Source organism: uncultured Cetobacterium sp. (assembly GCF_947038635.1).
Classification (GTDB): domain Bacteria; phylum Fusobacteriota; class Fusobacteriia; order Fusobacteriales; family Fusobacteriaceae; genus Cetobacterium_A.
This window is the reverse complement of sequence record NZ_CAMQXC010000052.1, coordinates 1-13,754: the sequence shown is the minus strand read 5'-3', so window position 1 is coordinate 13,754 and position 13,754 is coordinate 1. Positions and strand designations below refer to the sequence as shown.

14 protein-coding genes are annotated in these 13,754 nt (G+C 27.1%); 11 read left to right on the top strand and 3 right to left on the bottom strand.

The window, feature by feature from the left end; genetic code table 11:
* Positions 1–103: 103 nt before the first annotated feature.
* Positions 104–1,207 (top strand): GGDEF domain-containing protein, encoded by a 1,104-nt coding sequence (locus Q0V08_RS06505; protein ID WP_297433169.1) that lies wholly within the window; start codon positions 104–106, stop codon positions 1,205–1,207.
* On the top strand, positions 1,185–1,604 hold the full coding sequence (locus tag Q0V08_RS06500; RefSeq protein ID WP_297433167.1) for a VanZ family protein: 420 nt from the start codon (positions 1,185–1,187) through the stop codon (positions 1,602–1,604). The genes Q0V08_RS06505 and Q0V08_RS06500 overlap by 23 nt, the downstream gene beginning before the upstream one ends.
* A gap of 43 nt (positions 1,605–1,647) precedes the next feature.
* Here Q0V08_RS06500 and Q0V08_RS06495 read toward each other — a convergent pair whose 3' ends face one another.
* Positions 1,648–2,820, bottom strand: coding sequence for an iron-containing alcohol dehydrogenase (locus Q0V08_RS06495; RefSeq protein ID WP_297433165.1), 1,173 nt, complete (start codon positions 2,818–2,820; stop codon positions 1,648–1,650).
* A gap of 12 nt (positions 2,821–2,832) precedes the next feature.
* On the bottom strand, positions 2,833–3,441 hold the full coding sequence (locus tag Q0V08_RS06490; protein ID WP_297433163.1) for a Crp/Fnr family transcriptional regulator: 609 nt from the start codon (positions 3,439–3,441) through the stop codon (positions 2,833–2,835).
* 114 nt (positions 3,442–3,555) lie between these two features.
* Here Q0V08_RS06490 and Q0V08_RS06485 point away from each other — a divergent pair, with 114 nt between their 5' ends.
* The 8 genes from Q0V08_RS06485 (at position 3,556) to Q0V08_RS06450 (ending at position 10,909) form a co-directional block, all read left to right on the top strand.
* Positions 3,556–4,869, top strand: coding sequence for a thymidine phosphorylase (locus Q0V08_RS06485; protein ID WP_297433161.1), 1,314 nt, complete (start codon positions 3,556–3,558; stop codon positions 4,867–4,869).
* 29 nt (positions 4,870–4,898) lie between these two features.
* Positions 4,899–5,564 (top strand): deoxyribose-phosphate aldolase, encoded by a 666-nt coding sequence (gene deoC, locus Q0V08_RS06480; protein ID WP_297433159.1) that lies wholly within the window; start codon positions 4,899–4,901, stop codon positions 5,562–5,564.
* 2 nt (positions 5,565–5,566) lie between these two features.
* Positions 5,567–6,232 carry a Crp/Fnr family transcriptional regulator gene (locus Q0V08_RS06475; protein ID WP_297433158.1) on the top strand — a complete coding sequence of 222 codons (666 nt, stop codon included), beginning with the start codon at positions 5,567–5,569 and terminating at the stop codon, positions 6,230–6,232.
* Positions 6,233–6,304: 72 nt separating this feature from the next.
* Positions 6,305–6,781 carry a DUF1456 family protein gene (locus tag Q0V08_RS06470; protein WP_297433156.1) on the top strand — a complete coding sequence of 159 codons (477 nt, stop codon included), beginning with the start codon at positions 6,305–6,307 and terminating at the stop codon, positions 6,779–6,781.
* A gap of 136 nt (positions 6,782–6,917) precedes the next feature.
* Positions 6,918–7,925 (top strand): anaerobic sulfite reductase subunit AsrA, encoded by a 1,008-nt coding sequence (gene asrA / locus Q0V08_RS06465; RefSeq protein WP_297433154.1) that lies wholly within the window; start codon positions 6,918–6,920, stop codon positions 7,923–7,925.
* Positions 7,918–8,712, top strand: a complete 795-nt coding sequence (gene asrB, locus Q0V08_RS06460; RefSeq protein WP_297433152.1) for an anaerobic sulfite reductase subunit AsrB — start codon at positions 7,918–7,920, stop codon at positions 8,710–8,712. Before asrA ends, asrB begins: the two co-directional genes overlap by 8 nt.
* A gap of 9 nt (positions 8,713–8,721) precedes the next feature.
* The gene (gene asrC / locus Q0V08_RS06455) at positions 8,722–9,714 is read left to right on the top strand and encodes a sulfite reductase subunit C (protein ID WP_297433150.1); all 993 of its coding nucleotides are present in this window, start codon (positions 8,722–8,724) and stop codon (positions 9,712–9,714) included.
* A 124-nt stretch (positions 9,715–9,838) separates the two neighbouring features.
* The gene (locus tag Q0V08_RS06450; RefSeq protein ID WP_297433148.1) at positions 9,839–10,909 is read left to right on the top strand and encodes a metallophosphoesterase; all 1,071 of its coding nucleotides are present in this window, start codon (positions 9,839–9,841) and stop codon (positions 10,907–10,909) included.
* Positions 10,910–10,972: 63 nt separating this feature from the next.
* On the opposite strand, the gene recQ is transcribed toward Q0V08_RS06450, so the two are convergent.
* Entirely contained in the window at positions 10,973–12,799 is a 1,827-nt protein-coding gene (recQ, locus tag Q0V08_RS06445; RefSeq protein WP_297433146.1) for a DNA helicase RecQ, read from the bottom strand.
* Positions 12,800–12,922: 123 nt separating this feature from the next.
* Here recQ and Q0V08_RS06440 point away from each other — a divergent pair.
* The coding region (locus tag Q0V08_RS06440; protein WP_297433144.1) for an EamA family transporter at positions 12,923–13,754 on the top strand (832 nt) is incomplete at its 3' end.

The following is a 13,754-nucleotide window of genomic DNA, read 5'->3' as shown; positions in this document are numbered from 1 at the left end:
GTAGTATAGAAATTAAAAATTTTTGAAGAAAATAAAAAAATTTTTATAATTTTTAAAATGTGATAAAATATGTAGTAAATATAAAAAAGTTAAGAGGTGTAAGATGTTTAAAAATATATTATTAGACAATCTGACAATAGGAATATTAGTTTTAGATAGTAACTTAGAAGCTAAATATTTAAATAAAAAAATGAAGAATATTTTAAAGGAGCAGAACATTGATGAAAAATATTTAAATTTTTTAGTAAAAGATTTTAGCTTAATTGAAAATTATCAAGTAAAAACTTATGATATAGAAGTTGAAAATCAAAAATTTGTGCAAATAGAATTTCATGAAATAATAGAAAAATCTGAATATAAACTAGTAACAATGTTAGATACAGTTCAAGATTTTATATTTTATTTAGATTCAAAAGGGCGAATAGAATATTTTAATAAAGCATATGCTAAATATATTGGAAAAAGTTATTTAGATATAATTGGAAAAAAAGAGAGTGAATTTTTTCCAAAAGAGATGGCAGAGAAGTGTGAAGCTAATAATAGAAAAGCTTTGGAAAATGGAAATTTTTATGAAGAGGAAAATTTTCAAGAAAGATGGTATCAAACATTTAAATCTAGAGTTGATTTAGGAAACAATGACTATGGAATTTTAGGGATGGTAAAAGAGATTACTGATTCGAAGAAGAAAACAATGGATTTAAAAGAAAAAGTTTATAAAGATCTTTTAACAGGTGTGTATAATAGAAATTTTTATGAAGAAAAAGTAAAGAAGCTTTTAGAAAAGAAAAAAAATACTATTTTTTCAATGATGCTTTTAGATATTGATAAATTTAAAGAGATAAATGATAATAATGGTCATGATGTTGGAGATTTAGTTTTAAAAAAAATATCAGAAGTTTTAAAAAGGAATGTAAGAAAAATTGATGATTTTATAATTAGAATAGGTGGAGATGAATTCTCAATAATTATAGAAGGAACTTTAAAAGAGTTAGAAAAAATTTATAGAAGAATAGAAAAGGATATATTAAAGGAGAATATTTCAACTGATTTGAAGTTTAGTATCAGTGTAGGTATGGCTGAAAGAGAAAAAGAGGAGTGTTTAAATAGTTTGTATAAAAAAGCAGATATTGAACTATATAAAATGAAAGATAAAAAACAAAAAATAAGAAAAAGGGAGATACTCAATGAATCGAACAGGATTATTTAGATTTATTTCTATTGCTACTATGATTTTGATTTTCTGGTTTTCTCATCAAAATGGTGAAGAGTCTTTAAAACAATCTAATTTTATACTTCAATATTTAAAAGATTTTTTAGAAATATTTGGTTTAGATGTTAGGAAATTAGCACATTTTACAATATATCTAGTCTTAGGTAGTAGTTATTTTTTAAGTTTTAAAGTTTTAGATAAAAAATCAGCTTTAGTAAGTATAATTTTAACAACTTTATATGCATGTACAGATGAATTTCATCAAGGATTTATACCAGGAAGAGGACCTGCATTAAAAGATGTTTTAATAGATACTCTTGGGGGATCTTTAGGAATTACATTGATATTTTTATTTTTTAATCTTAATAAAAAAGCCTATAATCAAATTAAATAAGAAAAAAATAATAGTCTGAGTAAAATCTCAGACTATTATTAAATTATAAAGCCATTGTTAAAATTTCCAAAACATCTTTAAATTCAAGCTTTTTCATAGTTCCTATTGGTCCTAATCTTGTAGCACTAGTTGCCATCTCTTCGAACTTCGAACTGTCAATTCCAATTTCTGCCAAAGTAGAAGGGATATCTAATAAATTAAAAAACTCTCTTGTTTTTATAATGACCTTTTTAGCAACTTCAAAATCATCATCTCCGAAAATACCCCAAACATTATTTGCATAATCTACAAATCTGTGAACATTTTCTTTATCAAGAACATACTCCATCCAGTAAGGTGTTAAAATTCCAAGACCAACTCCATGAGTAATATCGTACTTAGCACTTAATTCATGTTCCATTTGATGAGTTGCCCAATCAGTAGATTCTTTTCCAGCAGATGTTAATCCATTTAATGATAGAGAACTTGCCCACATAATATTAGCTCTTGCTTCATAATTTGTAGGGTTTTCATAAGCAATTGGAGCATAGTGAATAACGGTTTTTAAAAGTCCTTCCATTATACGAGCTTGTAAATAACCTTTTTTATCTGGTGAAAAATATTGTTCAAAAAGATGACTCATTATATCTACAGCACCAGCTGCAGTTTGATATTTATTAACTGAAAAAGTATATGTAGGATCAAGTATAGAGAAAACAGGTCTTAAAATATAACTATTAAATCCTAACTTTAAATTTTCTTTTGAATTAGATAAAACACTATTTCCATTCATTTCACTTCCAGTTGCAGCAAGCGTTAAAATAGAAGCCACAGGTAGAGCTTCAGTCAATAAATTAAATTTTTTATCTACACAAAGATCTTTCCAAATATCTCCATGATATTTAGTTTGAGCAGCAATTCCTTTTGCACAATCAATGGTACTTCCACCACCAACAGCTAAAACTAATTCTAAATTATACTTTCTACAAAGATCAGCTCCCTTTCTAACTGTTTCAATTCTAGGATTAGGATCAACTCCAGAAAGTTCAATGATTTCTATATCTTCTTCAGTTAAGAATTTTATAACTTCATCGTATAATCCATTTTTTTTAATACTATTTTTTCCATAAAGAAGCAAAATTTTACTAGCATGTTTTTTAACTTCTTTTCCTATATTTGATACTTGTCCTTCTCCAAATAAAATTCTTGTTGGAACATCATAAATAAAATTTTTCATAATAAAATCCTCCTATAAAATTTTAATAAAATTTCTATCTTTGATTATGGTACCTTTACTAATATAAAATTTAATTATTCTAGTTAAATTTCTATAGCTTATATTAAGTCTACCTGAAAGTTCATCTAGAGATTTAAAAGTTATTTCTCCTCCATTGTCTTCAAGATATTTTATAAAAATATCTTTTGCTTTTAATGTACTTTTATAAAATATGGCTCTATTTGTATTTAAAAGCTTTTTGTTCCCTTCAATAGCTAAAAATCTCCAAAAGTTAATATTATCTTCAAGGTAGTCTTTTGCTAATTGAAAAGGTAGAAGGATAACCGCTACATCACTTTTAGCAACAACATCAAATAAAACTTCCTCTTTATTAATATATTCAATATCTCCAAAAATTTCTAAAGGTTTAAGTATATTTAAACATATTTGATTTCCATTATCAAGAATACAAGAAACTTCAACAGTTCCTTCTACTATAAAATAGATACTATTAGTTCCCTTATGGGCTTCTAAAATATACTCTCCTTTTTTATAGTGTTTTATTAATAATTTTTCATGAACTTCTTTAATTAAAATATCGTCTAAATTAAAAAAGTTTATATATTGCTCTATTTTTTTCATAAATTCTCCTTAATGGGCCAATTGTCCTATCTATTATATAAGAATTTATATATCATAAAAATAGAAAAAATGCTAGAAAAATATATAAAATATGAAAATAAAACGAGGTGGAGTATGAGAGCGGTAGATATTATTCAAAAAAAGAGAGACAATATTGAGTTAACATCTGAAGAGATGAGCTTCTTACTAGGAGAGTATTTACAAAATAGAGTTCCTGATTATCAAATGTCTTCATTTCTAATGGCAGTTTATTTTAATGGAATGACAAAAGATGAACTAAAGGTGTTTACAGAACTTATGATGAACAGTGGAGAAGTTATAAAGTTTGATGGAATAGAAAAGTTCTTAATTGATAAACATTCAACAGGTGGAGTAGGAGATAAAACTACTATTGCTTTAGCAGGATTATTTGCAGCTTTTAACATAGGAACTGCAAAACTTTCTGGAAGAGGTCTTGGACATACTGGAGGAACAATAGATAAATTTGAAGCAATTCCTGGATTTGTTTTTCCAGAAACAAGAGATGAATTAGTAAAAATGGTAAATAAAGTAGGAACAGGTATTATGGGATATTCAGATACGATAGTTCCTTTAGATAAAAAGTTATACTCTCTTAGAGATGTAACTGCAACAGTATCAAGTATTCCTTTAATAGCAAGTTCTATTATGAGTAAAAAATTAGCCGTTTATGCAGATGGAATTATTTTAGATGTTAAAGTTGGTTCTGGAGCATTTATGAAAAACTTAAAAACAGCTGAAGAGTTAGCAAAAACTATGATTGATATTGGAGATTCTTTTGATAGAAAAGTAGTGACTTTATTAACAGATATGGATCAACCACTTGGATATGCTGTTGGAAATGCTAATGAAATAATTGAAGCAATTGAAACTTTAAAAGGAAGAGGTCCAAAGGACTTTACTGAACTTGTAGAAACAATAGTTGCAACTGCTCTTCAAATTAAAGGTGATGTAAACTCTTTAGAAGAGGGTAAAGAAAAGGTTACAGAAGTTATAAAAAATGGTTCTGCAATTCAACACTTAAAAAACTTTATAGAAGCCGCAGGAGGAAATCCAAAGTTAGTTGATGACTATGCATTACTTCCAAAGTTTAAATCAGAGTATGAGTTTAAAGCTAAAAAATCAGGATGGATTTCTAAAATTGAAGCTGAAGAGATTGGAAAAGCAGCAATGGTTTTAGGAGCTGGAAGAGCAACTAAAGATGATGTAATTGACCATTCTGTTGGAGTTCTATTAACTAAAAAAGTTGGAGACTATGTTGAAGCAGGGGAAGTTTTAGCTTTTGTTCAACATAATGATAAAAATTTAGAGTCATCTATTAGATTTTTAGAAGGTGCTTATACAATAGTGGATAAAAAAGTAGAAAAAAATAAAGTAATTCTAGAAATTTTATCTAATATTGGGTTATAATAAATACAAAGAATATTTTAGGAGGAAAAATGAATTTAAGTAAATATATCGATCACACAGTATTAAAAGCTACAACAGAACCAAAGGATATTATAAAGTTATGTGCAGAAGCTAAAGAGCATAAGTTCTTTTCAGTTTGTGTAAATGGATGCTATGTTGAATTAGCAGCAAAAGAACTTGCAGGAACAGACGTTAAAGTTTGTGCTGTAATTGGTTTCCCTTTAGGAGCTATGTCAACAAAATCAAAAGTTTTTGAAGCAAAGACTTGTATAGAAGATGGAGCATCTGAAATTGATATGGTTATCAATATTGGAATGCTAAAAGCTGGTGAAACAGAATATGTTAAAAACGAAATAGCTGCAATTAAACAGGCTATTGGAACGAATGTATTAAAAGTTATAATAGAGAATTGTTACTTAACTGATGCTGAGAAAAAAATAGCAACTCAATTATGTTTAGATGCAAAAGCTGATTTTGTAAAAACATCAACAGGATTTGGAACAGGCGGAGCTACTTTTGAAGATATAATGTTAATGAAAGAGATTGTTGGAGATAAAGCTGAATTAAAAGCTGCAGGAGGAGTAAGAGATTTAGCTACTGCAGAAAAATATATATCTTTAGGTGTAACAAGATTAGGAACAAGTTCAGGTGTTGAATTAGTAACAACTGGAACTGCTGATCCAAATAAATATTAATTATGAATCAAGATTACTTAAGTAGTTCTCTAACAAAGGAATGCTTAGATAATTTATTAAGAGTTTCTCAATGCCAAGAGTTTAAGCAGGGAGAAACTCTTTTTTTAGAGCATTCATTTTGTGAAAGTATATATTTTATAATTAATGGAAATGTTACCGTATATAAAGATAATTCAGATGGAAAAAGAAAAATAATCTATTTATTGGGAAAAGATTCATTTTTAAATGATACAATGATATATGATGAATCACAAAAAACAAGTGTTAGTTGTGATGCTTTTACTGATGTAAAAGTGATGATTATTCCAATAAAAGAACTAAAAAGATTAATTTTAAAATATCCAGAGTTAGCTATTTTAATGATAAAATCTCTTTCAAAAAAAACAAAGCGTTTATATAGACAATTAAAAAACACAACAACTATATCTATGGATAAAAGAATTGCCGCAAAATTATGGAAACTAGCAAAAGATTTTGGATATGAACACAAGGAATTTCATGGTTTTACAGTAAAAGTAAATAATACGTATTTAGCAGATATGCTAGGTACTAACAGAGAAACAGTTTCAAGAGGTATAAAAAAACTTAAAGAGCTAGGTTTTGTAAAAGTTGAAAATGGACAAATCTTTATTTTAAAAACAGAAATTAGAGATTTTTATAGACGTTAAAATAAAAAATAGGAATACTCCTATATTTGTGGTATAATTATGAGTAAAATTAAAAAAAATTAGGAGGAACAAATGACAAATAATGACGTTCTAAGAAGAGTTAGATATGCTTTAAGAATAAATGATAAAGCTATGATGGAAGTTTTCAAATTAGGAGGAATGAATATCTCTTTAGAAGAGTTAACAGCTCTTTTAAGTAAGCCTGAAGATGAAAACTTTAAGACTTGTAACAACAAAACTTTAGATGTATTTTTAAGTGGACTTATAACTTATAAGAGAGGACCACAAAAAAATGCTCCAGAAAAAACTGAAGAGATACCAAATAATAAAAATATAAACAATTACATTTTAAGAAAGTTAAAAATTGCTTTAGCTTTTAGAAGTGAAGATATGATAGATGCATTTAAAACAGGTGGAATTAATATGTCTGAATCAGAATTAAGTGCAATCTTCAGAAGACCGGACCACAAAAATTACAGAGAAGCTGGAGATAAATATGTTAGAGTATTTATTAAGGGAATCACTGAACTTTTCAGAGGAGAAAAATAATAAGATTACAAATTGATCTTAAAAAAATTTATTTTTTGTCAATATAGAAATGTGTGACTAGAGTCACACATTTTTTTCTATATAAAGTAATAGAATGAGATACTAGTATAAAAACAGTTGTATAAGAGGTGAAGAGATGAAAAAATTATTAACAAATGATGAATTTAATACAGCTTTATTAAGTTTATCAAAAGAGTATGATATCTATGCTCCAGTTACACTTCCTTTTAAAGGAATGTTCTCTGATACTGATTTAGTTAAATATGAGAAGATAACTAAATTAGAAGAGATTAATCTAAAAGATAAAAGTTACTATTCAGCTAAAGAGATTCTACTACCTATAAGACAAACAATATTTTACTTTAATGAGAATGAGTTTAAAAAACCTGAGGGAAGAACAAAAAAAGCCTTAGTTTTATTAAGAAGTTGTGATCTTCATGCTATTGAAAGAGTAGATAATATCTATTTAAATAACAAATTTGCAGATGAATATTATGCTGATGCAAAAAAAATGGTTAAATTTGCAGTTATTGGCTGCCCAGGAAAAGGATGGGAAAGCTGTTTCTGTGCTTCAATGGGAACTAATACAACAGAAAATTATAATTTAGGACTTACATTTAAAGATGGTGCAGTTTACACTCATGTAAAAGATGAAGAATTAACTGGATTTTTTAATGAAGGAAAAGAGGAAGAGTTCCAAATGGAATTTGTAACAGAAAATGTTGAGAAAGTTACAGTTCCTGAAAACATAGAGTTAGAAGATATTATAAATGATGAGATGTGGAGAGATTACGATAGATGCATTAAGTGTGGAAGATGTAACTTTGTTTGTCCAACTTGTACTTGCTTCACAACTCAGGATATATTCAATAGAGATAACTCTAAAACTGGAGAAAGAAGAAGAGTTTGGGCTTCTTGCCATGTAGATGGATTTACAACTATGGCTGGTGGGCATGAATTTAGACAAAAATCTGGAGATAGAATGAGATTTAAAGTTATGCATAAAATTTCTGATTATAAAAAAAGATTTGGAACTCATATGTGTATTGGATGTGGAAGATGTGATGATGCGTGTCCTGAGTATATCTCTTATATAAACTGTATAAATAAACTATCGAAAAAGTTAGGTGATAATAATGAGTAATATATATATGCCTGAAAAAGGGGAAATTTTATCAATAGTTCAAGAGAGTTCAATTGAGTGGTTATTTAAAGTAAAAACAACTATTAAACCAGCTCCAGGACAATTCATACAGTTATCTATTCCTATGGTAGGAGAAGCTCCAATTTCAGTTGCTGATTGTAATCATGAAGAGGGATGGATTGAATTTTTAATAAGAAAAGTTGGAAAAGTTACAGATGAAATTTTTAAATTGACTCCAGGAGATTCAATTTTTTTAAGAGGAGCTTATGGGAATAGTTTTCCTGTTGATAACTATTTAGGAAAAAGAGTTGTAGTTGTAGCTGGAGGAAGTGGAACAGCTCCTGTAAGACCTTTAATAAAGAGATTAATAGAAGATGAAAAGACAGATGTTGAGCTAATTTTTGGATTTAAGGATCAAGAATCAATATTATTTAAAAAAGAGATTGAAAAATGGAGAAAAAAAGCTCCAATGATTTTAACAGTAGATAAAGGATGTGGAATTGATGGAGAGTGCGTTGGACTTGTTACAGAATATATTCCTCATTTGAAAATGTATGAAGGTTTTGATAATTTAGAAGTTGTTATAGTAGGGCCTCCTATGATGATGAAATACTCTGCATTAGAGTTTTTAAAGTTAGGAATTCCAGAGGATAAAATTTGGGTTTCTTTTGAAAGAAATATGTCTTGTGCTGTAGGAAAGTGTGGACATTGTAAAATCGATGAAACATATGTTTGTTTAGAAGGACCTATATTTAATTATGTAAAAGCTAAAACGCTTTTAGATTAGGAGGAGACCATGGCTTTAGAGTTAAGTAGAAAAAGTTTTACAAAAAATGCATATAGAATAACAAAAGATAGAAAGAAAACAGCTTTAAGAGTTAGAGTTCCAGGTGGAGAGATAACAGCGGAACTACTTTTAAAAGTTTCTGAAATAGCTTCAAAATATGGAAATGGAAAAGTTCATATTACAACTCGTCAAGGATTTGAGATAAAAGGTATTGATATTACAAAAATTGATGAAGTAAATAAAGAGATCCAAGTTTTAATTGATGGATTTGATATTAATCAACCAAATGGAGAGGGAAATGGATATCCAGCTGCTGGAACAAGAAATATAACAGCTTGCATAGGAAATAGCGTTTGTCCTAAAGCTCAATATAATACAACAAACTTTGCGAAAAAAATAGAGAAAGAAGTTTTCCCTAATGATTTCCATTTTAAAATCGCTTTAACAGGATGTCCAAATGATTGTATCAAAGCAAGAATGCATGACTTTGGTATAATTGGAATGACTATGCCTTTATATGAAAAAGAAAGATGTGTTTCGTGTGGAGCATGTGTTAAAAAATGTAAAGGATTATCAACAGGTGCTTTGAGAGCAGAAAATTATACAGTTATAAGAGAGCATAGTAAATGTATAGGATGTGGAGAGTGTATTTTAAACTGTCCTACATCATCTTGGGTTAGAGACGAGAAAAAATATTATAGACTTGCTATTATGGGAAGAACAGGAAAGAAAAATCCAAGACTTGCTGAAGATTGGATTTTATGGGCTGACGAAGAGAGCATAATAAAAATTATCAAAAATACATATAGATATGTTGATACATATATTAATAGAGCACTTCCAAAAGAACATATTGGATATATTGTTGATAGAACAGGATTTAATGAATTTAAAAAGTTTGCACTAGAAGGTGTTAACTTAGAAGAAGTAGCAATTGAAAGAAATATGGTTAACTGGAATGGAATTATCTACTCTGGTGCTGAAAATGATATTGGTAAATAATTAATAAAAATGAAAACTGTAGAAAGGATAAAATCAATCTACAGTTTTTTTATTGACTTAGAGTTTACTCTAAGTGCTATAATGATTTACAATTTAAAAACTAATTTACTAAAATGGAGGGAAGATGATTTGGATTTTGCAAAGAATGCTGCTATTAATGTTTCCTATATTAGGAGTAGCATATATTTTTTATAAAATATATGGAAGCTTGTGGTATTTTCTTTTTATACCAGTTTTTACTTTTTTACCGTTTATTCTTTTTTATTTTTATCGAAATAAAAGAAATATATCTTTAGAAATTTTTCTAGGACATTATCTATTTTATCTCAACTATATAATATTTGGAGCTTTAATCCTTTTATCAATTGCGCTTATTTTTAAAATATTCTCAATTGATATTTTAAGAGAGGTTAGCTATAGAAAAACAGGTCTTCATACCTTTATAATTTTTAGTTTAGGGATTTTATCATTTTGGGGATATAGAAATTTTAAAAATATTGATATTAAAAATTACAATATTCCAAAAGAGTTAATTCAAAAAGAAAGTGGTTTAAAATTTGCTTTTATAAGTGATGTTCATTTAAATGGAAAGTTTGATGGAAGTAAATTAAAAATAGCTTTTGAAAAGATGAAAGATGAAAATGTTGAATTAGTTCTTATAGGTGGAGATTTTTTAGATAATTCATATAAAAGTATAACTGATGATATTAAAAGTATAATTGATGAAACAAACTTTAAACATGGAATTTATTTAGTTTTAGGAAATCATGAATACTATGGAGGAATAGAGGAAAATATTGAATATATAAAAAATCTTGGAATAAATATTTTAAGAGATGAAATAGTTAAAATTGAAGGAATAACAATTGTAGGAAGAGATGATAGGTATAATAAAAAAAGAAAATCATTAGATGAACTTTTAAAAAATGTTGATAAAAAAAGTTCTGTTATAGTTGTTGATCACAATCCTCAATCTTTAAAAGAGTTGGGAAATGAAAAAGTAGATTTGTATTTATCAGGTCATACTCATAAAGGCCAACTGTTTCCATTTAATTTAGTGGTAAATTATATGTATGAAAACTCTGGTGGATATAAAAAAATAGGAGATACACATACATATGTAAGTTCAGGACTAGGAACTTGGATGATTCCATACAGAATAGGAAGTAGTAGTCAAATAATGATTTTTAAATAAAACTAATTAAAGAGATAACTTTATTATGTAATAAGGTTATCTCTTTATATATTGTTTAAAAATTTATTTATCTGTATAGTTATTTACAATCGAAAGAATATCATTTCCATATTTTTCAAATTTAGCTTCTCCAATACCATTTATTTTTAAAAGTTCATCCTTCTCTTTAGGTCTGTAATTACAAATATCAATTATAGTTTTATCAGAAAAAATTATATAAGATGGAACATGGTTATCATGAGCAGTCTTACTTCTGTATTCAGATAAAAGATTAAATAACTGTTCTCCACCAGGAATAAGAGGTAAAGAAGTTTTTTTATCGTTAGGTTTTTCTTTTTTCATAATAGAATCATTATCATTATTCAAAACTTTCATAGATAAGGTGTCTTTAGATTTTATAAAAGTATAAGCACTCTCTTTTAATTTTAAAAGTGGGTATTTGCCCTCAGTACTTTCAATAAAATCACTTCCTATAAGATAATCCATAATTGTTTTAATATAAGTAGAGGATTTATCTTTTAAGCATCCATATGTTGATTGTTCATTTAAACGATTTTCTCTAATTCTTGCATTGTTAGAACCTTTTAGAATTTCTAAAATTAATTTAGCACCATATTTATTATTTAACCTACCAACACAAGAGATAATTTTTTGAGCTTCAATAGTTATATCAATAACTTCACCTTTATTTTCACAATTTCCACACATTCCACAATTTTCATCTAAGGGTTTATTTTCAAAATAATTTATAATATATTCAATAAGACAGCCATTAGTTCTAGTATAATTTTCCATAGCAGAAAGTTTACTATATCTAATTTTAGCTATTTCTGAAGATAAATTTTCATTTTCAATAAATAGTTTTTGAATAATGATATCTTTAGGATTATAAAGTAGAATACAGCTCGAAATAAGTCCATCTCTTCCTGCTCTACCAGCTTCTTGATAATAACTTTCAAGATCTTTAGGAAGATTATTATGAATAACCCATCTTACATTGGATTTATCTATACCCATTCCAAAGGCATTAGTTGCAACAATTATTTTACATCTATCTAAAAGAAAATCTTCTTGATTATTCATTCTTTCATTGTCAGAAAGACCTGCGTGATATTTAGCAACATTTTTTTCTTTTGAAAGGTATTCATAAATTTGCTCACACTCTTTTCTTGTAGAAGTATATATTATTCCACTTTCGTTAGGATGTTCTTCGATAAATTTTTGTATAAATTTAAAATTATCTATATTTTTGAAAATAGAAAATTTTAGATTATCTCTTTTAAATCCATTTTTAAATATATTTGCTTCAATGTTTAAGCTTTCTAAAATATCTTCAGTGACTTCGGGAGTGGCAGTAGCAGTAAAAGCAGATATTACAGGCTTACTACTTAAATCTTGAATAAAATTTTTAATATTTTTGTAGCTAACTCTAAAATCATGTCCCCATTGAGATATACAGTGTGCTTCATCAACGGCGATTTGTGATACATTAATATTTTTTATAACTGATAAAAATCTTGTATTTTCAAGTCTCTCAGGTGCAATATAAATTATTTTATATTTATTAAAAAGAAGAGCATTATAAATAATCTCACATTGTGAATTTGAAAGACTACTATTTATAAACACAGATGGAATACCATTTTCATTTAAAGCATCAACTTGATCTTTCATAAGTGATATTAAAGGGGAGATAACAATAGTAATACCTTCAAAAATTAATGCTGGTATTTGGAAACATATAGATTTTCCACCACCTGTTGGCATGATAGCTAGAGTATTTTTTCTATGTAAAATATTTTTAATGATTTCGTGTTGTCCTTTTCTAAAGGTATCATATCCAAAGTATTTTTTTAAAATTAAACTTTCTTTTGTTTGGGATTTATTCATGAATCCTCCTAAAATTTTATTTATTATAATATTATATCACTAAAGTTAAAGTTTTAAATAGACAATTCTAAAAAAGTAATGTAAAATACTCTAATTTATAAAAATTAAAAGGGGGTATTGAAAATGAATTCTAAATTAAAAATAATTATATCTATGATAGCTTTTGGAACTATAAGTATTTTTGTTAAAGGTATTACTCTTCCTTCATCTGAAATAGCTTTTTATAGAGCTATTATTGCACTTTTAGTATTAAGTATTTTTATGATATTCAATAGAGAATATTTTCAAATCGAATCATTAAAAAATAACTGGTTCAAACTATTTATTTCTGGATTAGCAATAGGTTTTAATTGGATATTTCTATTTGAAGCATATAATTATACAAGTGTTGCTGTAGCTACTCTATGTTATTATTTTGCTCCAATTGTAGTTGTCGTAGCTAGTTCTATTATATTTAAAGAGAAACTTTCTTTGAAGCAAATTTTATGTTTTTTAGGATCGACTACAGGATTAATATTTATAATAAGTTATAGCACGGGAACTGAAAAGAGTGATGTTAAAGGCATTTTATTTGGACTTGGAGCAGCTTTACTTTATTCTACAGTGATTCTTCTTAATAAATCTATGAAAGATATAAATGGAATAAGTCGAACTGTATTTCAATTTGCAGCAGCAGTTATGACATTAATGCCTTATGTAGGAATAACTTCAGGATTTAATATTTACTCCTTAAGTAATTTAGGGTTAATAAATCTTTTTATATTAGGAGCTTTTCACACTGGGATAGTTTATGTTTTATATTTTTCATCTATTTCAAAATTAAAAGGACAAGAGGTTGCAATTTTCAGTTACTTAGATCCTCTTGTAGCTGTTTTAATATCAATATTATGGTTTGGAGAAACAATAACTTCAATACAATTAATCGGAGGTTTATTAATACTTCTGTTTACATTTA

Coding starts and splice junctions, on each gene's coding strand:
- Q0V08_RS06505 (WP_297433169.1), top strand. CDS start 104: ATGTTTAAAAATATATTATTAGACAATCTGACAATAGGAATATTAGTT.
- Q0V08_RS06500 (WP_297433167.1), top strand. CDS start 1,185: ATGAATCGAACAGGATTATTTAGATTTATTTCTATTGCTACTATGATT.
- Q0V08_RS06495 (WP_297433165.1), bottom strand. CDS start 2,820: ATGAAAAATTTTATTTATGATGTTCCAACAAGAATTTTATTTGGAGAA.
- Q0V08_RS06490 (WP_297433163.1), bottom strand. CDS start 3,441: ATGAAAAAAATAGAGCAATATATAAACTTTTTTAATTTAGACGATATT.
- Q0V08_RS06485 (WP_297433161.1), top strand. CDS start 3,556: ATGAGAGCGGTAGATATTATTCAAAAAAAGAGAGACAATATTGAGTTA.
- deoC (WP_297433159.1), top strand. CDS start 4,899: ATGAATTTAAGTAAATATATCGATCACACAGTATTAAAAGCTACAACA.
- Q0V08_RS06475 (WP_297433158.1), top strand. CDS start 5,567: ATGAATCAAGATTACTTAAGTAGTTCTCTAACAAAGGAATGCTTAGAT.
- Q0V08_RS06470 (WP_297433156.1), top strand. CDS start 6,305: ATGACAAATAATGACGTTCTAAGAAGAGTTAGATATGCTTTAAGAATA.
- asrA (WP_297433154.1), top strand. CDS start 6,918: ATGAAAAAATTATTAACAAATGATGAATTTAATACAGCTTTATTAAGT.
- asrB (WP_297433152.1), top strand. CDS start 7,918: ATGAGTAATATATATATGCCTGAAAAAGGGGAAATTTTATCAATAGTT.
- asrC (WP_297433150.1), top strand. CDS start 8,722: ATGGCTTTAGAGTTAAGTAGAAAAAGTTTTACAAAAAATGCATATAGA.
- Q0V08_RS06450 (WP_297433148.1), top strand. CDS start 9,839: ATGATTTGGATTTTGCAAAGAATGCTGCTATTAATGTTTCCTATATTA.
- recQ (WP_297433146.1), bottom strand. CDS start 12,799: ATGAATAAATCCCAAACAAAAGAAAGTTTAATTTTAAAAAAATACTTT.